This window comes from Rhodococcus sp. NBC_00294 (assembly GCF_036163995.1).
GTDB lineage: Bacteria > Actinomycetota > Actinomycetes > Mycobacteriales > Mycobacteriaceae > Rhodococcoides.
In genome coordinates this window covers 299,071-319,923 of sequence record NZ_CP108043.1, presented here as the reverse complement: position 1 = coordinate 319,923, position 20,853 = coordinate 299,071, and the positions used below count along the sequence as shown (strand labels likewise).

Here is a 20,853-nt window from a genome sequence, read left to right as displayed (position 1 = left end):
CCCGGACCACATCGTGCACGGAATCGTGATCAGGCGCTGACGGTTGCGAAGATCTCCGGGCCGCGGCTGGTCACCAGAGCGACGGCTCGACGCCGGGCCACCGCCACGAGGCATCCGCCGAGCAGCAGGGAGACGACGGGCGCGAGCCAGACGAGGACGCCCGGGAGGGCCAGCGCGATCAGGACGCCCGGCAGGCACAGGAGGGCACCCCCGGCCATCACGGCGAGCGTCCACCCGATCGCACGGCCGGTCATCGACCCGCGGGAATTGAACGCGCTCCCCGCGGTCTGTCCTGCGACGACGTACGGGCTGGCCGCCGACTGCACGGCGCCGGCCGCTGCGGTGGCCAGGGACGCGGCCACGACGACGGCGGCCGCCACGGGGAGAGTGCGCGGCGACGGATCGCCGACGAGGCGACCGAGGACTGTTCCGACGGCGCCGAACGCCGCGGCCACCACGGCCGCGATGACGAGACGCGCGTCGATGACGCGTCGCGCCACACCCGGCACCGACGTGACGCGCCACGCCGCTGCGCCGTCGAGGCCGTACGAGTTGGCGAACATGCTGCTCGTCAGCAGGATCACGATCGGTGCGCCGTACTGCAGGCCGTAGATGTCGGTCGAGGTGGCCATGAGCACGACTCCGACGAGCAGGAACACCCCCGGCATCGTCAGCAGTCCCACTCGGCGCGGATCGACCAGCAGCAACCTGCTCTCGGCGGCGATGGCCGTGATCATCGGTCCACGCGCACGGAACGTCGTCGTCCGACGGCGGTCGGTCCGGGAGCGGGGCGGCGTGCTGTCGAGCGCGGCCGACACCGCCGAGGTCCACCACCGCACCACCAGTGCGCCGAGTCCGGCGAGCGCGACGGCGACGAGGACGGGCACCCACCACCTCCCGTCGTCGACTGCCTCGCTCGACACCGCCGCCCATCCCGTCGGCAGGACGCGCACCGCGGTGCGCAGGAAGGTGTTGTCGGCGAACGACGTCGAGACGTTGCCGAGCAGGAGGAAGGCCGCGTACGCGGCCGCGGCGACGACGGTGCCACCGATCGTCGAGAGGATGCGGCCGCGTGGAGTGCGCGATGCCGCATCCAGGCGGAGGACGGCGATACGGGACACGGCGAGCGCGACACCGACGGTGAGCAGGGCGATCACGGCGGTCACGATGCGTGCCACGGGCGAGACGTCCGTGACCGCGACGGGCGTGAGGGCGAGTCCGACGACGAGGAAGACGGTCACCCCGCTGCGCGCACCGATGAGGGCGAGGGCTCTCCGGAGATCATCGGCACGCACCGGTAGGTGGCGCACGTGTGCCGGGACGAGTCCGCGGTCGCCCACTCCGGTCAGCAGGGGAGCGACGACGGTGAGGACGACCACCACCACGGCGCACAGTGCGGCGAGCGTGGCACGCGCCGAGGGCTGTGCGCTCAGCGTGATCGCGTACATCGCCCCGAGCGACGCGATCGCGGTGATCACGATCGCGATGCGGGCACCCGATCCGGTTGCTGCTCTGCGTATCTCGCGATCCAACGACAGCAGTGTGCGGACCGGCGCGCTGATCATGAGCCCAGCCATGGCAACTCGGCCGCCTGGTCACCACCGCCGACCGCGTCGAACAGCGCGCCCTCGAGGGTGCCGCCGGCACGCACGTCGTCGATCGTGCCGGCGGCCAGCAGAGAGCCGCGGGCGAGAATGGCCACGTGCGAGCACATCTGCTCGATGAGCGGCATGGAGTGGCTCGACACCATCGCGGTGCCGCCCCGCGCGACGAAACTCTCGAGAAGGTGCCGAATGGTGCGGGCGGACATGGGGTCCACCGCCTCCAGCGGCTCGTCGAGCACGAGGAGCCGCGGCGAGTGGATCATCGCCGCGGCCAGGCCGATCTTCTTCTTCATTCCGGCGCTGTACGTGGAGACCGCGCGGTCACCGGCCTCGGCGATGTCCAGCACCGCGAGCAGTTCCTCGCAGCGTTCGTGCGCCACCGCCGGATCGAGACCGTGCAGCACTCCGACGTAGTGCAGTGCGCGCCGACCGGGCAGGGCCTCGGGGAGGGACGGCCCGTCGGGAAGCAGTCCGACGCGCCCGCGGGCGGCGACCGGATCGGCCCACACGTCGTGACCGTCGATCCACACCTGCCCGGCGGACGGGCGCACGATGCCCGTCGCCATCGACAGAAACGTGGTCTTGCCTGCTCCGTTGGGTCCGACCAGCCCGTACAGCGTGCCGGCCGGCACGAACAAGGACAGGTCGCGCACGGCCGGTGCGCTCCCGTCGTACTGCTTGCTCAGCCCCCACGACTGCAGCGCGCCGGGTGTCTCGTCCACGGTCGACATGCGATCCCCCTCGTCGGTTGCGGTACTTTCCGACACTAACCAGACCGCCTGGCATGTCGCTACCCGAGCGGGGCAGAATCGAGGGATGTGCGGTCGCTACGCCAGTACCCGGTCCGACGACGACCTGTCGTCCATCTTCGATGCCGCCGTGGCGCTGGGGGAGGCGCCGGAACCGTCCTACAACGTGGCGCCCACGGATCCGGTGCGCATCGTGCTCGAGCGTGGGGAGGAAGCGCGCCAGCTGCGGACGGTCCGATGGGGTCTGATCCCGTCGTGGGCGAAGGATCGAAAGATCGCGAGCAGGCTGATCAACGCGCGGTCCGAGACCATCACCGAGAAGCCGGCGTTCCGCAAGGCCGCGGCGAAGCGGCGCTGCCTCGTTCCCGCCGACGGGTACTACGAGTGGGAGAAGCGCGAGGGGAAGAAGATCCCGCACTTCCTGCACACGGACGGTGTTCTCGCGATGGCGGGACTGTACGAGCTGTGGCCGGATCCCGCACTGCCCGAGGATGATCCGGGCAAGTGGGTGTGGACCACGACTGTGCTCACCACGACGGCCACCGACGCGCTGGGACACATCCACGACCGGTCACCCGTCGTGGTGCCGGCGGACATGCGCGATGCCTGGTTGGACCCGACGCTGACCGATCTCGGCGCGGTGGCGGACCTGGTCCAGTCGATGCCCGAGCCGCACCTGTCTCCGTACGAGGTGAGCACGGCCGTCAACAGCGTGCGCAACAACGGGCCGCAGTTGCTCGAGCCGGTGGCCTGACGAGGGGTCGAGTTGCACTTCGAGCACTTCTGCGCCATGCTTAGCGCATAATCACGCTAAGGAGGCGTCATGACCCTGATCGAGTGGCTCGGATCCACCGCGTTCGTGTCCTTCGGGGCACCCACGTCGTGGGTCGAGGTCGTCGGATTCGTCACGGGCGCCACCTGCGTCGTCCTGGTCGCACGGCAGTCGGTGTGGAACTGGCCCATCGGTATCGCCAACAATCTGGCGTTCGTCCTGCTGTTCTTCGGCGCCGGGCTGTTCGCCGACGCGGCGCTGCAGTTCGTCTACATCGCTCTCGCCGTGTCCGGATGGGTCCTGTGGGTCGGCGGCGGCACGCAGGGGCCGCTGGTGGTCACGTCCACCAGCCGTCGGGAATGGTGGTGGCTCGGCGCCGTCGGCGTGACGGCCACGCTGGCCATGACGTGGTTCCTCGACACCGCGACGACGTCGGTCGTGCCGTTCTGGGACGCGGTGACCACCGTGCTGTCACTGCTGGCGACGTGGGGCCAGGTGACGAAGCGTCGTGAGTCCTGGTTCCTGTGGATCGCCGCGGACGTCGTGTACGTGCCGCTCTACCTCTACAAGGACCTGGTGCTGACCGGTGTTCTCTATCTGGGATTCATCGCGCTGTGCGTTGCCGGGCTGCGAGCGTGGACACGGTCGATGACCCCCGCCGCCGTCGAGGTGCCGGCATGAGGCACGCGCTGATCATCGGCAAGTTCTATCCGCCGCACGTCGGTCACCACGCGATGGTCCGGTTCGCCGCCACGGTGGCCGACCGGGTGACCGTCGTGGTGATGGCAGCCACCGTGGAGTCGGTGTCTCTGCGAGACCGTGTGGCGTGGATGACCGAGTCGCACGCAGGCGAGAAGACGGTCACGATCACCGGCATCGTCTGCGACGCACCGATCGACCACACCTCACGGGCCGTGTGGGCGGCCCAGGTGGCGTGCATGCGCGCGGCCGTCGGGAACGAGCCCGTCGACGTGGTGGTCACCAGCGAGCCGTACGGCGAGGAACTGGCGCGGTGGTTCGACGCTCGACACGTGCCGTTCGATCTGCCGCGCAGCACCTTCCCGGTGTCCGGGACCGCGTGTCGTCGCGACCTCGCCGCCTCGTGGCGCTGCCTCGACGCGCCTGCCCGCGCCGGTCTGACGACACGCATCGTCGTGGTGGGTTCCGAGTCGACGGGCACCACCACCGTCGCCGGAGCGCTGGCTGCACACTTTCGACAACGGTGGTCGGACACCGAGTGCGTCGACGAGTTCGGCCGGCAGGACACCCTCGACAAGGTCGCGGAGGTCGGATCGGTCGACGACATCGTGTGGACCGGTGACGACTTCGCCCGCATCGCGCGCACCCAGACTGCCCACGAGGACGCGGCAGCGCGGCGCGGATCGCCTGTGCTGATCTGCGACACCGACGCGTTCGCGACGACGGTGTGGGAGCGGCGTTACCTCGGCCCCGAGTCACACCACGCCGTCGCCGACGATCGACCCGCGTTGTATCTGGTGACGGATCATCATGGAGTTCCGTTCGTGCAGGACGGTATTCGTGACGGTGAACAAGTGCGGGCGGAGATGACCGGGTGGTTCCTCGACGCGCTCACACGCACCGGCCGGTCCTGGGTGTTGCTCACTGGCAGCCGCGAGGAGCGCCTGCAGTTGGCGATCCGGGTGGCGGAGCAGGAACTTCGGCGACGAACCACCTTCACGGCGCCGCTCGGCGGCATACTCGAGGCATGACCGCACTCGAGCATTCCGACTCCATCGTGATCGCCGCGTCGCCCGACGCCGTGTACGCCCTCGTCTCCGACGTCACCCGGACCGGGGAGTGGAGCCCGATCTGCCAGGAGTGCTGGTGGAACGACGGCGGCAGCGCCGACGTGGTCGGGTCCACCTTCACCGGGCGCAACGTCACCGCCGACCGCACCTGGGAGACGGTCTCGACCGTCGCCGTCGCCATCCCGGGCACCGAGTTCGCCTGGCTCGTCGGCGACTCGTTCGTGCGGTGGGGATACACCCTCGAGGCGATCGACGAGAACTCGACGCAGCTCACCGAATCGTGGCTGTTCACCGATCAGGGGATCGAGTACTTCCACACGAAGTTCGGCGATCGCGCGCAGGAGGAGATCGAGATCCGCCGTACCGCCGCACTCGACGGGATTCCCCGCACGCTCGCCGCGATCAAGGCGATCGTCGAGTCCTGACATGCACGGTGAGCACGTGGTAGTGGTCGGGGCCGGCATCGTGGGCCTCGCGACGGGGCGGGCGCTGGTGCGCCGCGGGTACCGGGTGACGGTGCTGGACAAGGAGTCGGACATCGCGACTCATCAGACGGGCAACAATTCCGGTGTCATCCATTCGGGTCTCTACTACGCGCCCGGCAGCCTCAAGGCCACGCTCGCCGTGTCCGGTTCCGTGTCGATGCGGGACCTCGCCCGCGAGCACGACCTGCCCGTCGACGTCTGCGGCAAGCTCGTGGTCGCCACCACCGAGGCGCAGGTACCGGCACTGCGAGCCCTGGCCGAGCGCGGCGCCGTCAACGGGGTGCCGTGCCGGATGATCACCGCGGACGAGGCGCGGGAGTACGAACCCGCGGTGCGCGCGGTGGCGGCGCTGCGAGTGGAGTCCACCGGCATCATCGACTACCGGGCGGTGTGTGCCAGGCTGCGACGTGAGATCGAAGACGCCGGCAGTGACGTGGTGCTGGGCGCCGAGGTCGTCGCGATCAGTGGATCGATCGAGGTGCGCTGTCGCACAGGGCAGTCGGAGACGCTGATCGCCGCCGACCTGCTGGTGAACTGCGCCGGACTGCACAGCGACCGCATCGCCCGCATGGCCGGAGTCACCCCGGCCGTCCGCATCCTGCCGTTCCGCGGCGAGTACTTCGAACTGGCACCGCAGTACAGCCACCTGGTGCGCGGGCTCATCTATCCGGTGCCCGACCCGACGCTGCCGTTCCTCGGCGTCCACCTCACCCGCATGATCGACGGCACCGTTCATGCCGGACCGAATGCCGTTCTCGCACTGGCGCGCGAGGGCTATCGGTGGCGCGACATCGCGCCGCGCGACGTGGCCGACGCGTTGGCATGGCCAGGGCTGTGGCGACTCGGTCGGCGCTACTGGCGCACCGGAGCGCAGGAGGTGGCCCGGTCGGTGTCGTCCGCGCGCTTCCTCGCCAGTCTGCGCGAGCTGGTGCCGGACCTGCCCTCGGACAGCCTCGTCCCCACCCATGCGGGAGTGCGGGCGCAGGCGATCCACCGCAGCGGTGCACTGGTCGACGACTTCTACTACGAACAGCGGCCCGGCCAGGTGCACGTGCTCAACGCGCCCTCACCCGCCGCCACCGCGGCGCTGGGTATCGCGGAGCACATCGCCGGGCAGTTGGAGGGGGCGCGGTAGGGGCGGTGTGTCGTCGGGTGCTGCTTGTGGCGTCGTGCACCGGTTGCGTTGAGCTGCACCCCGTTCCGCAGGCTGGAGGGGGTGTGGATGTCACGGTCGGCGTGAGGATCGCGCCTCGGCGCGGCGGATCCGCCCGATGATCGACTCGGGGAACTCCAGATCGCCCCACGTCCAGCGCGCCATCTCGTACCCCGTGTCGCGGATCTCGTCCTCCCGGAGCTTCTCGCGCCACAGCACGTCAGCGGGAGTGTCACCCGTGGGCACGAGGCGGCCGTACTTCACGCGCCCGTCGAACTCGCCCACCACGTTCGACTCGGGCAGGAAGAAGTCCACGCGATGAGATCTGTTCGCGCAGGTGCACCATTCGCTGCACCTCGACGACGAAGCCCGACTCGTGGAGCAGTACGCGGCTCCGTGACTCGCCGACGCTCTCCGCTCCCGCGTTCATGAACCGAGCCACCCGCAGCGCGCGAGCGTGGCCGTTACGGGTCGGCCGTCGGGCGAGCACAGCGGCCACCTCCGTGCCGAGTACCCCGAGCCGCCGCGCCGCATCGTCCGCCGCGCAGACCGCCTGTTCGAACGGGAGGCTGCAGGCCAGGTCCGCGATCGTGCGGGCCACAGTGGTCACGCGGAGGCCCTCCACCTCGGTGATCTCGTCCGGGTCGTAAGGCGATGCGTGCACTGTGCGGAGCTGTCCGCGGCGACCCCCGGTTCTACGGTTCCGCGTCAGGTGGACGGTGCCCAGCGGCACGTCCCACAGCGTGATCCCGTGCAGCAGGGCGGCACTCGCGTGGCTCGACACGGTGTCGGGGGCGGTTGCGCGCGCCATGGTGGCCCGCACGACGAGGAGGTGCCGATCGGTGTCGGTCAGATTCTCGATGTCACGCGCACCCGCGTAGGCCCCGCGGCGCAGGCGGGTGAGGGTGCCGTCGCGGCAGAATCGGCGGAGCTCGGAGTCGGTGAATCCGTCGGTCAATGCCTGAGAGCGCGTGATGATGCGAGCCATGCCCCGATCGTTGCCGCACCGGTGGTGCTCGGGCGGGGCTCAGGTTCCGCGCTGGGGATGGCCCGAGGCCTGTGGATGCGTGAGCTGCACAGAGTCCGTGACGCGTACACCCCTCGCAGCACGCCGGACAGGGTGTCTGAGGCGGCAAGTGGTGTGTGGCTCTGGGGGAGCGGAGCCGCGTGCCGGGTGCTGCCTTCTGCGGTGCGGGGCCTGTGGTGCCTTCTGCGGTGCGGGGAGTGCGGTCCCGAGCCGCACACCGCACACAACGCGAACACCCTCCCCAGCACGCTGGAGAGGGTGTTCGGCTACTGCAACGGGTGTTCGGTCAGGACCTCTTGCCCGGCGCCTTCGCTCCCGACTTGAACCCGAGCCCACCGGCCTTCGGCTGCGGCGGCGCCGGGGTGTCTGCGGGCTCCGCAGCACCGTTCGACTCGGCAGCACCGTTCGACTCCGGCGTAGGAGCGGCCGTCTCCTCGGGTGCCTGCTCTGCGGGTGCCGCCAACTCCGGTGCCTCCGACTCGGCAGGTGCCTCCGACTCGGCAGGTGCCTCCGGCTCGGGCGCTGCGGCGGGTGCCGCGGAACCCGGTGCCTTGGCGCCGGGCTTCTTGAACCCGGACTTCACGGCGAGACCCTTCGCCTTGACGGTCGGCATGGACTCCGACGCCTGGGCCGGTGCCTCGGCCTCAGCCTCCGCCGGTGCCTCGGCCGCCGGTGCGGGTGCAGAAGCCTCCGCCGGTGCCTCAGCCGCCGGGGAACCCGGTGCCTTGGCGCCGGGCTTCTTGAACCCGGACTTCACGGCGAGACCCTTGGCCTTGACGGTCGGCATCGACTCGGCCGCCTGTGCCGGTGCCTCGGCAGAAGCCTCGGACGGTGCCTCGGCAGAAGCCTCGGAAGCAGGAGCCGCAGAAGCAGGAGCCGCAGAACCCGGTGCCTTTGCGCCGGGCTTCTTGAACCCGGACTTCACGGCGAGACCCTTGGGCTTGACCGTCGGCAACGACTCGGATGCCTCACTGGCCGTCTCGGCGGGAGCGTCGGTCGGTTCCGGCTTCTCGGCCGGAGCAGCTGCGGCAGATCCCGGTGCCTTCGCGCCCGGAGGACGACCCTTGAGCTGCAGCCCCTTGCCGCCCGGTGCCTTCGCCTTGCCGGCCATGCCGAGGCCCTTCGGCTTGGACGCGTCGGCTGCGTCGTCACCGTCGGCGTTGGGCGACTCGGCGGGCTCGGCCGGAGCCTTCGCACCGGGTGCCTTGGCGCCCGGAGCCTTGGCCAGGCCCTTCATCTTCAGACCCTTGCCGGGCGCGGGGGCAGCGGGATCGCCACCCGCAGCAGCCGTCTCGATCTCCTCGACTCGGCCCTTCTCCTCGGCGGCGGCGACGTCCTCGGTGGCGACGGACTCGGCCCTGGGGGTGTCGACGGGCTCCTCGGCAGGGACGACCACGGGCTTGGCCCGCGGCACCACCTTGATGTTCTCGCCGAGCTGTGCGGAGTCCAGGCGCGTGATCGAGCTGAGCAGCATCTGCGAGACGTCGATGACCTCGACGTTGTCGTTGCCGCCGGCCTCCTGGCGTGCGGTGACACCGTCGTTGAGCATGACACGGCAGAAGGGGCAGCCGGTCGCGATCTTCTGCGTCGCGGTGGTGCTGCCGCCCAGGGTGTCGAGCGCTTCGTCGACGCGGTCGATGTTGATCCGCTTGCCGATCTTCTCTTCCATCCACATGCGAGCACCACCGGCGCCGCAGCACATGGAGCGCTCGCCGTGACGCGGCATCTCCTTGAGTGTGGAGCCCGACGCCGCCATCAGCTCGCGGGGTGCGTCGTACACCTTGTTGTGGCGTCCCAGGAAGCACGGGTCGTGGTACGTGACGTCCTCTTGCACCGACGCCACCGGCACCAGCTTCTTGGCCCGCACGAGGCGGTTGAGCAGCTGGGTGTGGTGCACGACCTCGTACTTGCCGCCCACCTGCGGGTACTCGTTGCCGAGTGCGTTGAAGCAGTGCGCGCACGTGACGACGATCTTGCGACGGCTCTCGTCGACACCCTCGAACACGGAGTTCAGGGTCTCGATGTTCTGCATCGCGAGCTGCTGGAACAGGAACTCGTTGCCCGCGCGGCGAGCGGAGTCACCGGTGCAGGTCTCCTCGGCGCCGAGCACCATGAACTTCACGCCGGCGGTGGCGAGCAGTTCCGCGACGGCCTTGGTGGTCTTCTTCGCGCGGTCCTCGTAGGCGCCGGCGCAGCCGACCCAGAAGAGGTACTCGAAGTCCTCGAAGCTGTCGGCGTCCTGGCCGAAGACCGGCACGTCGAAGTCGAGCTCCGAGATCCAGTTGGTGCGGTCCTTGGCGTTCTGGCCCCAGGGGTTGCCCTTGTTCTCCAGGTTCTTGAACAGGCCGGCCAGTTCGGAGGGGAACTCCGACTCGATGAGCACCTGGTAGCGACGCATGTCGAGGATGTGGTCGACGTGCTCGATGTCGACGGGGCACTGCTCGACGCAGGCGCCGCAGTTGGTGCAGCTCCACAGCACCTCGGGATCGATGATTCCGCCGAGACCGCCGTCGAGAGTGGTCTCGCCGACCAGCGGGCGCTCGGCCTCGTCACGGGCGGCCTGCGGGATCTTCGCGAGCTTGGCCTCGTCCGGCTTGCCGTCCGCGTCGACCAGGCCGACCTCGTCGCCCGCCATGTCCTTGCGGCCGCCGGCGAGCAGGTACGGCGCCTTGGCGTTGCCGTGGTCGCGGAGCGAGGTGATGAGCAGCTTGGGTGAGAGCGGCTTCCCCGTGTTCCACGCCGGGCACTGCGACTGGCAGCGGCCGCACTCGGTGCACGTGGTGAAGTCGAGCCAGCCCTTCCAGGTGAAGTCCTCGATCTTGCCGGCACCGAACGCGTCGACGTCGGGGTCGGCCTCCTCCATCTCGAGGACCTTGCCGCCGGACATCATCGGCTTGGCCGCGCCGAGCGCGACTCCGCCGTCGTCCTCACGCTTGAAGTAGATGTTGAAGAACGCGCTGAACCGGTGCCATGCGACACCCCACGTGATGTTGCGTCCGACGATCAGCAGCCAGACCATGCCGGACATGAGCTTGACGAAGGCGAAGATCGAGACCAGCACCGCGCTCGCGGGGAGCAGCTTGGCCAGGTTCATGGTGAAGAAGTCGGTCCACGGGTTGGCGTGTCCGTAGGTGGCGATCTTGCCGGCCTTCACGAAGATCATGCCGAGGCCCTCGAGCAGCACCACGAACTCGACGAAGTAGGCGGCACGGAAGTTGGAGCCGGAGAAGCGGGAGAGGCGCTCGGGGGAGCGAGGGTGGTTCCGCTGCCGGATGATCATCAGCGTCACGATGCCGATGACGGTGCCCAGGCCCAGGATCTCGTCCATGAGGTGGTAGATCGCGAGGTCACCGATGAGTGGCCAGTGGAACTCGGGATTGAACGTCTGCCCGTAGGCCTCGAACCACAGGATGGCGCCGAGCATGAAGCCGACCATCACCAACCAGTGCGCCCAGCCGACGGAGCGGAACTTGTTCATCCGGGTGTGCGCAGCGAACTCGATGCACATCTGCTTGAACCGCGGAACGAACGGTCGCAGACGTGTCCTGTCCGGCTGTCCCAGCGCGATGGATCGCACCATCATCGCGGCACCGCGGAAGAAGTAGGCCCAACACACGATGCTGAGCAGGGCACCGACGGTGCCGAGGGTGATCGTCAGGGCATTCATGACGCTGCCTTTCTTCGGCGACGGCCATTCCGTCGCCCTACGCTTCCGGCCGGCCACAGGGGGCGGTCCGACGGTCAGCCCGGATGCATCTGTCCCACTCGAAGTTACCAGCCGGTAACCACAAGGGTTCTACCGATCGGTAACTTAGCATTTCGGTCGACATCACCGCAGGTCGGACGGAGGGCTGGTCCGTCCTACACAGGCGATGAGCCCTACCGTATTACGGCACAGCGACAGGCCTCGCGCACAGGTATTCCTAACTTGCCTCGTGGGTAACTTCGGGCCGCCGAGGAAGTCGCCCCTCATCGCGACCATTTTGTTACCCTTCACGAGCCACCTCGTCCGTGGGTGAGGTCACATCGTGGCTGTTCACACGGACAATTCCCGGATCGAGCACTGAAAACGGACCTGATATTCGGTTGTGTCCCTGTCAACCGCTACAGTGCTCGTGTCGGGGTCCGACACCACGAACCTGAACGAACGGAACATCTAGATGACACTGCGTCGACTCGTCGCAACCTCTGCGATCGCGATCGCCTCCCTGGGCGTGGCCACTGGTACTGCGTACGCGCAGCCGGCCACCACCACCCCCTCCGCGACGACCACCGAGAGTGCTCCCGCGGAGAACTCCGAGCTGAACTGGGCGTCGCGCGTCGAGGCCGGTGGCGTCGTCACCACCGTCGACGCCGGTATGTTCCGTGCGTCCGACGACGGCAAGGCCGTCGTCCTCGAGGACGAAGAGGGCAACGACGTCCTGAGCCTCCCGCTGTCGTTCAACCTCAACGGCATCGAGTTCCCCTACGGTGTCGAGTACACCGACGAGGGCCGCACCGTGAAGCTCATTCCGAACCTCGCAGCACCGATGGGCCTCACGCCCGTTTCGCTCGAGCAGAATGCTGCATCGCCTGCTGAGAACCTCAAGGCGCAGGACAACTTCGCGTCTCAGCTCGGGCTCGCCTCAGCTGTCGGCGGCCTCACGGGCACGATCATCGGTGCGGGTCTCGGCGCTATCGGCTTCGTCGCCGGCCCGCTCGGCGTGCTCACAATTCCCAGTGGCGCGACGCTCGGCGGCATCATCGGCACGATCGTCGTCGGCGGACCGACTCTGGCAATTGCCGGCGTCGACTTCGTGAACACCCTTCTGGCTCCTCCCGGCACCACGCAGTGGGCCAACTGATCTACGGCTGAACACGATGAAGGCCGCCACCCATCGGGTGGCGGCCTTCTCTCGTTTCAGGCGGAGTGGATCAGAGCCAGGGAACGGCGGCGGCGAGGAAGATGCCACCCGCGATCACACCGACGGCTCCGGTGAGCAGTCCGATGACGGTGTCTGCGCGATCGGCATCGGGAACGCGTGTCGCCAGGACGCCGGCGACGAGCGCGGCGATGCCCAGCAGAACGCCGAAGCCGAAGCTCCAGAACGCCACCACCGACAGCGCGCCCAACAGCACGGAAGCGTCGGCGAGTCGGGGATCGCGGGCAACGGAACTCAGGGCCGCCCGAGCAGACGACATCTTCGCCGCCGTGTAGATCGCGGCGGGGGACTGAGTCTCGCGGGGGAGTGACGAATCGGCGATGTCGGTCACAGCGATACCTCCTTCGGGGAACGGCCGAAGGTCATCGGGTATCGAACGCAGCGCAGCACAGCGGTACACCTCCTCGTGGGATGAACGGAACGGTCGACACTCGGACGTCACCGACGTTGGTGACGGAGTGGACTGCGCGTGTCCCACGATACCACTGTGACCAGAGTGCGTTACGCGACGGAATCCGAAAAGTGATGCGCCCGTGTCATATTGGTTCCCTCCAGAAATGGCGACAGCCCGCCGTCCGAAGACGACGGGCTGCGATCACTGCGCAGTCGGTCAGCTCAGAACGCCGGCATTCGAGACGATCTGCACGATGTAACCGATCACCGTGAAAGCAAGTTCGAAGAAATCCATGTCGGGCCTTTCATGAATGAAACGCACCCACTCGAGGCGCGGAGGCGCCTCGCCTCGACACGTGACATTACCGCACCAAGGAGACCGAACGTTGTGCTATCTCACGATGTGCGGACGGTCGTTCCGGTGGCCGCGGTGACGGCGTCGACAGGGATGCCCAGGCTGGCGGTTCCGCCGTACTGAGCCAAGGCCAGGTTCGCCTCGCCGCAGCTCGGAGCAGCGCCGCTGTTGGATCCGCTGGTGATGCCCAGTGCGAGTGTCCCTGTGACGATGGCGCCGCCGCTGTCACCCGCGAGAGTGCAGGCGGTACTGGCGAATCCACGCACCGTGCGGCTGTCGCCGTCACCCAGGAAGAGCTGCGTCTCGACGCGGTCCGCAGCGACGAGACCACACGTGAAGGACGACGCCTGACCGGACTTGCACACCGGGGCACCGATGACGGGCGAGGCCGTTCCGGTGATCGTGAGGGCGGTGCCGTTGGCTCCCCGCACGGTGGGCTGGTCGAGCCCCGCGGCCACGCCGGCGTCGTTCAGCGCGATGACGGAGTAGTCGAGTCCGTCGCCGCCGCCGACACTCGACGTGGTGAAGTCGCCGACGGGAGTACTGGCGCGGATGTCGTCACGATTGGGCAGGTAGACCGAGGCGGAGTTGCCCGGATCACAGTGTCCCGCAGACAGACTGACCGGCGTGCCGGCCCCGTCGGTGGCGCTGAACCCGAACGAGCAGATCTCGATGTCCTCGAGCGGCGCGGTGGTGATGTCGCCGGCGGACGTCACGTAGTCGTCGCCGCCCATCACGGCAGGCGGAGGCGTCGGACCGGGAGCGGGTGGGGACAGCTGCACCTGGAGGTTGGCGATGGCGGTCGGCAGATTCAGTGCGCGCCCGATCGGACTGTTGGCGATGTCGACGATCACCCGTCCGCCGAGCACGTCGACAGCCGCCGAATTGATCTGTGACGAGACCTCGCGGGGCAGACCCGACACCCAGCGACCGAAGTCGTCGAGGGACTGCTCGAGCGTGTCCGCCGACACGGGCGACTGGCGGCTGCGGTAGCCGTCCTGCGCCACCTGGCTCGCGGCCTCCGAGGTGGTGACCGCGACGACGGGAACGCCGTCGTCGCCGATCCAGGCACCCGCGAAGTCCGCCGGGCGCTGCTGACGGAAGTCGTCGGCGTAGGTACGAAGCTTCTGCGCCTCGGCAGCGCGGTCGAGGTACTCCTGCGGCGACATGTGCAGATCGCGCTGCACGGCGTCGACCAACTCGGACGGGAGGCGATCCGCGGACAGCTGCTCGGGAGCCGCCGACGCGGGTGCTGCGCCGGCAGTGGCGGTGCCGAGGCTCAGCATCAGCAGCGACGCGCCCACCACCCCCATCACCCGTGCGCTGCGAGATGCGCCGCTCGACTCGGAGTGACTCTGGCCCGTGGCCGCTGTGGCCGCCGAGTTACGCAAGAAGTTCCCTTCGCAGTGGTGACAGTCCGTGGCCCGTCGGGTCCGCACATGGTTCGCAGAGGTACCGATGCCAGCGCACGAGCATAGGGCATCATCCTGAGCGTTTCCGGCGCCCGACGAGCGTCAGGGACGGTTCACAGAACCGGGAGAGGTACGCGAGACGGACCGGGCCGGGGCAGTGGTCTCCGAGGCCGAGGTTTCCGGTGTCGTGGTGGCGATTGTCGTGGACGGTGCCGTCGTGGTGGTGGTGTCTGGAGGGGGTGGGGACCCGACTCCACCGAATATCCCACCATCAGGAAACAGATCGAGCGGCTCCACGATGTCGGTGAGGCCGCTGGGTTCCGGCAGCGAGGGCGGCATCGTCTCCATGACAGGGTCGAGCGTGTCGATCTCCGGAGCCGGGGCCTCCTGCACCGGAGCCGGTGCCTGCTCCTGGACGGGCAGCGGCGCGGCGGACGTCGTGGTGCTGTCCAACGACGACGTCACGACGGGAGCGGCGGGCGTGATGGCCTGCTGCGAGTTCAGGGGCGCGACCGAGCTGGAGTCGAGGTCGTGGGTGCCCACGGCGCCGCCGACGGCGAGGAACGCGAGAGCCACCGCGGCTACCGAGACCGCCGCGCGCGTGGGTGTTCTCCTATGTGGTCGAGTGTGAGCGGTCTTACCGGTGGCCGAGTCGGACACCATCGCCGCGAATGCCTTGTTCGAGGCCGCCGAGGTGAGCGGCGACGACCGACGTGAGGCTGCGGCGCGAACGGCCGCCGCCGGGTTCTCCGACATCGCGGGAGCCAGCGAGCAGTCCTGCAGACCGACGTAATCGAGGGCGTCCCGCAACGCGGCTACCGAGTCGGCGGACAGTCCTGCAGGGTGGAGCAGCATGCATCGCGCGTCGGCGGGCAGAGAGTAGAGCTCCGACAGCATGCCCGTCAGAGCGTGGACGAATCCGGCGACGAGATCCTCGGCGCGCACCACGCGACCGTCGGCCAGGCCGAGTCCGCGAGGGTCGCCCACCGCGACGAGAAAACCGCGAACGCCCTGGTCGGAGTCATCGAGGCGCACGCGTCCATCGGGGTCCAGGCCCACCGCCGTCGGGCACTCGAACAGCTCGGTACCACCGTCGATGTCGACCGACACGGCCGTCTCGGCATCGGTCACCGCCATGACGAGGTGGATCGTCTTGTCGACCCGGGGTCCGTCGAACCCCTGGCTGCGCGCGCTCATTCGGACTCGACCCCCTCGGCGAGTTGCAGACACGGTGCCACGTCGACCGCGAGCACCCGTCCGATCACCGTACCGGTCGTCACGGTGAGGGGGTACCCGATGGGCTCCGCCCCCCGTGCGCGCTTCGCGCATCCCGCGGCACGCACAACGCGCACGGGAAGCACTCAGCCGCCGGTCGGCGGGTCGTCCGCGGTCTCGTCCGAGTCTTCGATCGGTGCATCGGGCGACGGTGACGGCGACGGACTGGTGGGCGAGGGCTCCACGACGACGGGCGGGTCGCTCGGCACGGGTTCGGGTGCCGGCTCGGGTGCCGGAGCCGGGGCGGGAGCAGGAGCGGGCGCGGGTGCCGGCACGGGGTCCGGTGCGCGCGGGGGCACCGTCGTGGTGATCCGAGCAGGTGCACGTGTGGCCTCGACGGGCGCGGGTGCGCCGGGGACGACGGTCGGGAAGCCGATGCTGGTGGACGGGGCGGGACGAGTCGTCGTCGGCCGCGCTGTGACACCGGCGGCGTCCTCGACGGCCGGAACCGCGGTGCTGACCGTCCGATCGGACGCGAGGTAGGCGATACCGCCGCCCACGATCAGCAGGGTCGCGACTGCGGCCGCCACGAGGAGGGCGAGGGGGCCGCGCGGTGTCGACGTCGATGCACCGCTGTCGGTGGCTGTCGAGGCGGCAGCGGTCGCGAGCAGCGGTGCCCCCGTCGTCGGCGCGAGCCCGGCGGCGGCACGTGCGGCGGCCGCGGCGGCCGCCAGCCGTTCCTCCGACGCACCGAGGGTGGCGTGGGGATCGGCCGACTCGGGATGCAGCGTCAGCGCGGTGAGTCCGACGAAGTCGAGCGCCTCCCGCAGCGCGGCGATGCGCTCGGGTGACCAGTCGGCGGGATGGGCAGCTCCGGCCGTGAGGACGCGGACGTCCTCGCCGGCGTCGACGGTCTCACTGAGCAGCAGGAACATCATGGTCGCGACGAGGTCCTCGGCGCGCATGGGTACGCCGCGGGACGAGACCACGCCGGACGGGTCACCGACGCGAGCCATGAAGCGATCGACGACGTCGATGTCCGCCGTCAGCGCGTCGGGCCGGTGCAGGGTCGTCGTGCCGTCGGGCAGGAGGTAGAGGACCGTCTCGGCCGTCACCGGCACGCGGACCAGTTCACCCGAGGTCGTCGACACCACGACGGCCGTCGACGTCAGATCGGTGATGTGGATCCCGGTGGCTCGGGTGATCGGTGCGGCGTCGTGCCCGGTGTTCATGCGTGTACCCGTCGTTCCTTGTCCTGTGCGTAGCCGGCCGCGCGGAGCATCGACAGCATCTGCGAGCGCGACTGCGCTCCCAGACGTCGACGGATCCGTGCGACGTGGTGCTCGACCGTCTTGGCCGAGATGTACATCTGGGCGCCGATCTCGCGGTACGTCAGGCCCAGTACGAGATGATGCGCCACCTCCGCCTCGCGCTCGGTCAGCGCCCCCAGCGACGCGGAACCGGGCTCGGTGGGCTCGGCCGTCGCCGCGACGGCACCGATGTCGCGGGCGATCTGCAGCAGGGCGGTGGCGTCGCGGGTGTCGGCGACACGCAGGGCGGCGTCACTGGCGAGCCGCGCCGCGTCCCAGGCGTGCCCGAACTTCTCCAGGGTGCGAGCGGACGTCTCGACCTCGGCGACGTCGGGCTCGCCCTGCAGGACGCGGAGCCATGCTTTGCCGGCGGAGGCGAGTGCTGCGGCGTGGGGACTGCGGTCGGCGAACGAGCCGAGCGCACGAGCGTGGGGGAGCAGGTCGGCCGGGGCGCCGCCGAGGATGGCGGCCTGCACGCCGTACCAGTGCCACGTGGCCGCCCAGGTCGGTGGTTCGTCGAGCGAGGCGACCAGTGCGGTGGCCGCGGAGACGGAGTGCGCGATGCGTGCCGTGTCCCCGAGGCGCACTGCGGCGAGCCACAGTTCACCGAGCGGGATGAGGGAGAAGAGATCGGGTTCGGCCTCCGCGACGGTGCGCCGGGCCTCCTGCCACGCGGACATGAGGGCGCCGGTATCTCCGCGTCGGCGGGCGGTGGCGACGCGAAGTGCGAAGTAGGACAGGGCGTCCCGTTGGGGGAGCGTGGCCGGGTCGACGCCCGAGGTGGGATCGACACCCGTGTCGCCGGCCACGAGTGCCGACCAGGCGAGCAGCAGACGGCACCGCGTGGACACCGCGCATCCCGGATCCGCGGCAATGGTCTCGGTCAGCACCGCTCGGGCGGTGGCGGGGTCGCCGGTGTGCAGAGCGATCAGTGCCGCGATCACCGCGGGATGTTCCGGCTCGGCCCGGGCGCCCACCGCGGTGTCGGCCATCGAGGCGGCGCGCAGCAGCGAACCCGTTGCCACAGTGGCGGGTTCGGTCAGTGAGTCGAGGAGCCCGCGGGCCACCAGCGTCGAGCGGGCGTTCGCCGACGTGGGCGGGACGGGGCGGAGGCCGCCGTGCGCGCGGACGAACGTCGCGGCGCAGTCGGCGTCCCCCACGGCGAGAAGCGTCGTCACCGCGTACGCCGCATCCGGTCCGATGCGGTCCGGCCCGAGCCACCGGTAGAGGTCGGCGGCGTGCGACGCGGTGCCGCGCATCAGTGCGACCGTGGAGGCGACGCGAACGGCTCCGCGTACTCCGTCGGGTGACGGCGCCTCGGCGGACAGCACCGCGTCCACCGTGAGCGCCGCAGTGTCGAGATCTCCGCTCGCGAGCAGGGCGTCGGCGTAGGGCACGGAGATGTCGGTGCCCTGCGCACCCGCCGCGGAGGCCGCGTCCCAGAGTCGTCGTGCGGCGAGACGGTCTGCGGCGGAGGCCAATCCGACCAGGTGCTGTGCGAGATCGGGATCGCGCAGACCCGCATCCGCGAGCGAGACCGCGAGATCACCACCGAGACCGCCACTGTCGAGGTGCACCCGTGCCAGGCGACGCAGCACGCCGAGCATTCCGTGCTCGCCCATCACCACGCGCAGGGCACCGCGCGCGGAGTCCGACAGCAGGCCCTCGTCGGACAGGACCCCGCAGCCCCGGGTGCGCTCCACGGCGGCGGCGGCGTCGGGCATCGGGACGTCGGCGACATCGGCGACGAGATACGGATCCGGGGCCACACCGACCGACGCGAGCGTCACCACCACGAGGGCGGTGTGATCGTGCGCGGACAGCAGAGCGTCGAGGGCCGATCGCTCGTCGGGCGAAGTCACAGTCCGAGGGGACTCGTCAGCGTTCCGACTGCACCGCCCAGACCGGCGCCGACACCGCCCAAGGTGTCACCCACGCCTCCGACGACACCGCCGAGGCCGTCCGTGACTCCGCCGATGACGTTCGGCGGTGTGTACTGCGGCAGCGAGGGTGCGGTGTAGGCCGGAGCCTGGGGCACCTGCGGTACCTGGACCGTCGGGACGCTCGGAGCGGTGAACTGGGGCGCCGGTGCGTTCGGCACAGCAGCGTTCGGCGCGGTGGCGCCCGGTACCGCGGCCGATCCGGTCGAGCCGGGCGCGGTCGCGCCGGGAGCCGCAGCCCCCGGTGCTGCTGCGGCGCCGCTGGTCGGCGCTCCGGCGGCTCCGGTGGTGCGCGGCTGTCCCGTCACGGGGTCGACGCCGGCGGCGGCGGTGGTCGGGGTCGCGCTCACGGAACCGTCCGCGGCGGCCGGGGCCACCGCGCTGCTGGTGGAGGGGCCGGTGTTCTCCGACGATCCGCCGACGAGGCCGGTGCCGACGGAGAGGCCACCCGCGGCCAGCAGGATCACGGCAGCGGCGACGCCACCGATGACGGCGGTGCGCTTACCGCGCGACGGGGCGTCCTTGGCGTGTGCCAAGCGCGACACCGGTGCGGGCGTGGAGGTTCGGGCCGAGGCGGGGCGCTCGGTGACCGGAGGGAGCAGGTCGGTCTCGTCGTCGTCGACGGTGGAACCGGCGGCGACGGCAGCGAGTGCCGCTGCGCCCGGGCGGTTCAGTTCTGCGCCGGCAGAAGCGATGTCGGCGGCGAGCAGTGCGGCTCCGGTTGCGGCGGTAGCCGCGGGCTGTTCGCCGACGGTCACCGGCTTGCGCAGCGCGGAGGACACGGTCTCGGTGAGCATGGGGATCGACGCGCCGCCGCCGACCAGCAGCACACGGTCCACCGCGTCGCCGTCGACACCCGCGGTGCGCAGCGCCTCGCCGAGTACCCGGGTGACGTCGTCGAACGTCTCGCGCAGTAGTTCCTCGATCTCCGACCGCACCAGTCGCACGTCGGTGTCGATGCCGGGCAGGTGCACCGGCACGACCGTCTCGGTGTCGGAGGACAGTGCTTCCTTGGCCGTCGCGCAGTGCGTGCGCAGGGTCGTGAGGGCCTCGACCGTCGCGGGATCGAAGGGATCGAGCGACGACGAGTCGACGTTGTCGAGCACGTGCGCCAACACGACCTGGTCGATGTGGGCGCCGCTGACGTCCTCGCTGCGCGCACCGCGTCCGAGGATCGCCGAATCGGCACCCGTGCGCACGACCGACACGGTCAGGGCGCTCGCACCCAGGTCCGCGACCAGCACGACGCCGTCCGCCACCGCGTCCGGCGACTGCTGCATCCATGCCGTCGCGGCGAGAGCGTCGGGAACGAAGGTGACGTCGGTGAGGCCGTGGCGGGCAGCCGCGTTGCGCAGCCGGTCCACCGTGTACTCGGGCCACGACGTCGGGTAGGTCACCACGATTGCGGCATCGTCGTCGGCGCCGGCCGTGCGTGCCTCGCGGACGAGGCAGTCCAGCGTCGTCGCGTAGAGCTCGTCGCCGGTGTAGCTGCGTCCGTCCTCGGTGACCAGCGCGACCGGATCGCCGACGCGGCCGGCGAAGCCGGTCAGGGCCGTGGTGTCGACGGTGCCCGGCGCGGCCAGGGCGGGTTCACGGTCGGGCGTGACCGACAGTGCGGTGGACCGCACGACGGTGACGGCGTCACCGAGGTGTCCCGGACCGTCCACGGCGACCGCCGTCGAGGTGCTCGAGCCGACGTCCAGTCCCAGACCTGATGATCGTCCCTGATCCGTTGCCATGGCGCCGA

17 protein-coding genes are annotated in these 20,853 nt (G+C 69.9%); 6 read left to right on the top strand and 11 right to left on the bottom strand.

The annotated features are described in order from the left end of the window. Positions 1-29: 29 nt before the first annotated feature. Together OHB23_RS01425 and OHB23_RS01420 are read right to left on the bottom strand one after the other, a co-directional pair. Complete coding sequence (locus OHB23_RS01425) at positions 30-1,565, bottom strand: hypothetical protein (RefSeq protein ID WP_328810689.1); 1,536 nt, start codon at positions 1,563-1,565, stop codon at positions 30-32. Further along, the gene (locus tag OHB23_RS01420; protein WP_027506946.1) at positions 1,562-2,335 is read right to left on the bottom strand and encodes an ABC transporter ATP-binding protein; all 774 of its coding nucleotides are present in this window, start codon (positions 2,333-2,335) and stop codon (positions 1,562-1,564) included. Before OHB23_RS01420 ends, OHB23_RS01425 begins: the two co-directional genes overlap by 4 nt. 85 nt (positions 2,336-2,420) lie before the next feature. Between OHB23_RS01420 and OHB23_RS01415 the strand changes: the two genes are divergently transcribed. The 5 genes from OHB23_RS01415 to lhgO all read left to right on the top strand — a co-directional run bounded on the left by OHB23_RS01415 (position 2,421) and on the right by lhgO (position 6,514). Further along, positions 2,421-3,107 (top strand): SOS response-associated peptidase, encoded by a 687-nt coding sequence (locus OHB23_RS01415; protein ID WP_056444003.1) that lies wholly within the window; start codon positions 2,421-2,423, stop codon positions 3,105-3,107. A gap of 69 nt (positions 3,108-3,176) precedes the next feature. After that, positions 3,177-3,806, top strand: coding sequence for a nicotinamide riboside transporter PnuC (gene pnuC / locus OHB23_RS01410; protein WP_037186937.1), 630 nt, complete (start codon positions 3,177-3,179; stop codon positions 3,804-3,806). Continuing rightward, complete coding sequence (locus OHB23_RS01405; protein WP_328810688.1) at positions 3,803-4,855, top strand: AAA family ATPase; 1,053 nt, start codon at positions 3,803-3,805, stop codon at positions 4,853-4,855. Before pnuC ends, OHB23_RS01405 begins: the two co-directional genes overlap by 4 nt. Then, positions 4,852-5,319 (top strand): SRPBCC family protein, encoded by a 468-nt coding sequence (locus tag OHB23_RS01400; RefSeq protein ID WP_222640661.1) that lies wholly within the window; start codon positions 4,852-4,854, stop codon positions 5,317-5,319. Before OHB23_RS01405 ends, OHB23_RS01400 begins: the two co-directional genes overlap by 4 nt. Before the next feature lie 16 nt (positions 5,320-5,335). After that, on the top strand, positions 5,336-6,514 hold the full coding sequence (lhgO, locus tag OHB23_RS01395; protein WP_328810687.1) for an L-2-hydroxyglutarate oxidase: 1,179 nt from the start codon (positions 5,336-5,338) through the stop codon (positions 6,512-6,514). Positions 6,515-6,604: 90 nt separating this feature from the next. Here lhgO and OHB23_RS01390 read toward each other — a convergent pair whose 3' ends face one another. The 3 genes from OHB23_RS01390 to OHB23_RS01380 form a co-directional block, all read right to left on the bottom strand. Then, entirely contained in the window at positions 6,605-6,778 is a 174-nt protein-coding gene (locus tag OHB23_RS01390) for a hypothetical protein (RefSeq protein ID WP_328810686.1), read from the bottom strand. Further along, positions 6,765-7,520, bottom strand: coding sequence for a type IV toxin-antitoxin system AbiEi family antitoxin domain-containing protein (locus OHB23_RS01385; RefSeq protein WP_328810685.1), 756 nt, complete (start codon positions 7,518-7,520; stop codon positions 6,765-6,767). Before OHB23_RS01385 ends, OHB23_RS01390 begins: the two co-directional genes overlap by 14 nt. Before the next feature lie 325 nt (positions 7,521-7,845). Continuing rightward, positions 7,846-11,226 carry a (Fe-S)-binding protein gene (locus OHB23_RS01380; protein ID WP_328810683.1) on the bottom strand — a complete coding sequence of 1,127 codons (3,381 nt, stop codon included), beginning with the start codon at positions 11,224-11,226 and terminating at the stop codon, positions 7,846-7,848. Positions 11,227-11,719: 493 nt separating this feature from the next. Here OHB23_RS01380 and OHB23_RS01375 point away from each other — a divergent pair, with 493 nt between their 5' ends. Continuing rightward, a complete protein-coding gene (locus OHB23_RS01375) occupies positions 11,720-12,403 on the top strand; it encodes an ammonium transporter (RefSeq protein ID WP_222633020.1) in 684 nt (227 codons plus the stop codon). Positions 12,404-12,473: 70 nt separating this feature from the next. On the opposite strand, the gene OHB23_RS01370 is transcribed toward OHB23_RS01375, so the two are convergent. The 6 genes from OHB23_RS01370 to OHB23_RS01345 all read right to left on the bottom strand — a co-directional run bounded on the left by OHB23_RS01370 (position 12,474) and on the right by OHB23_RS01345 (position 20,845). Continuing rightward, a complete protein-coding gene (locus OHB23_RS01370) occupies positions 12,474-12,812 on the bottom strand; it encodes a hypothetical protein (protein WP_308115504.1) in 339 nt (112 codons plus the stop codon). A gap of 458 nt (positions 12,813-13,270) precedes the next feature. Further along, a complete protein-coding gene (locus OHB23_RS01365) occupies positions 13,271-14,542 on the bottom strand; it encodes a S1 family peptidase (protein WP_442973053.1) in 1,272 nt (423 codons plus the stop codon). A gap of 201 nt (positions 14,543-14,743) precedes the next feature. Further along, complete coding sequence (locus OHB23_RS01360; protein ID WP_328810682.1) at positions 14,744-15,838, bottom strand: hypothetical protein; 1,095 nt, start codon at positions 15,836-15,838, stop codon at positions 14,744-14,746. Positions 15,839-16,002: 164 nt separating this feature from the next. Continuing rightward, positions 16,003-17,088 carry a hypothetical protein gene (locus OHB23_RS01355; RefSeq protein WP_328810681.1) on the bottom strand — a complete coding sequence of 362 codons (1,086 nt, stop codon included), beginning with the start codon at positions 17,086-17,088 and terminating at the stop codon, positions 16,003-16,005. Then, positions 17,085-19,028, bottom strand: coding sequence for a LuxR C-terminal-related transcriptional regulator (locus OHB23_RS01350; RefSeq protein WP_328810680.1), 1,944 nt, complete (start codon positions 19,026-19,028; stop codon positions 17,085-17,087). Before OHB23_RS01350 ends, OHB23_RS01355 begins: the two co-directional genes overlap by 4 nt. Further along, entirely contained in the window at positions 19,025-20,845 is a 1,821-nt protein-coding gene (locus OHB23_RS01345; RefSeq protein WP_328810679.1) for an Hsp70 family protein, read from the bottom strand. The genes OHB23_RS01350 and OHB23_RS01345 overlap by 4 nt, the downstream gene beginning before the upstream one ends. Positions 20,846-20,853 lie beyond the last annotated feature (8 nt).

Excerpts from the sequence above, each read along its gene's own strand:
- OHB23_RS01380 (WP_328810683.1), bottom strand. The coding sequence starts at position 11,226 with ATGAATGCCCTGACGATCACCCTCGGCACCGTCGGTGCCCTGCTCAGC.
- OHB23_RS01355 (WP_328810681.1), bottom strand. The coding sequence starts at position 17,088 with ATGAACACCGGGCACGACGCCGCACCGATCACCCGAGCCACCGGGATC.
- OHB23_RS01425 (WP_328810689.1), bottom strand. The coding sequence starts at position 1,565 with ATGATCAGCGCGCCGGTCCGCACACTGCTGTCGTTGGATCGCGAGATA.
- OHB23_RS01420 (WP_027506946.1), bottom strand. The coding sequence starts at position 2,335 with ATGTCGACCGTGGACGAGACACCCGGCGCGCTGCAGTCGTGGGGGCTG.
- OHB23_RS01365 (WP_442973053.1), bottom strand. The coding sequence starts at position 14,542 with ATGGGGGTGGTGGGCGCGTCGCTGCTGATGCTGAGCCTCGGCACCGCC.
- OHB23_RS01345 (WP_328810679.1), bottom strand. The coding sequence starts at position 20,845 with ATGGCAACGGATCAGGGACGATCATCAGGTCTGGGACTGGACGTCGGC.
- OHB23_RS01385 (WP_328810685.1), bottom strand. The coding sequence starts at position 7,520 with ATGGCTCGCATCATCACGCGCTCTCAGGCATTGACCGACGGATTCACC.
- OHB23_RS01405 (WP_328810688.1), top strand. The coding sequence starts at position 3,803 with ATGAGGCACGCGCTGATCATCGGCAAGTTCTATCCGCCGCACGTCGGT.
- OHB23_RS01375 (WP_222633020.1), top strand. The coding sequence starts at position 11,720 with ATGACACTGCGTCGACTCGTCGCAACCTCTGCGATCGCGATCGCCTCC.
- OHB23_RS01400 (WP_222640661.1), top strand. The coding sequence starts at position 4,852 with ATGACCGCACTCGAGCATTCCGACTCCATCGTGATCGCCGCGTCGCCC.
- pnuC (WP_037186937.1), top strand. The coding sequence starts at position 3,177 with ATGACCCTGATCGAGTGGCTCGGATCCACCGCGTTCGTGTCCTTCGGG.
- OHB23_RS01360 (WP_328810682.1), bottom strand. The coding sequence starts at position 15,838 with ATGAGCGCGCGCAGCCAGGGGTTCGACGGACCCCGGGTCGACAAGACG.
- OHB23_RS01415 (WP_056444003.1), top strand. The coding sequence starts at position 2,421 with ATGTGCGGTCGCTACGCCAGTACCCGGTCCGACGACGACCTGTCGTCC.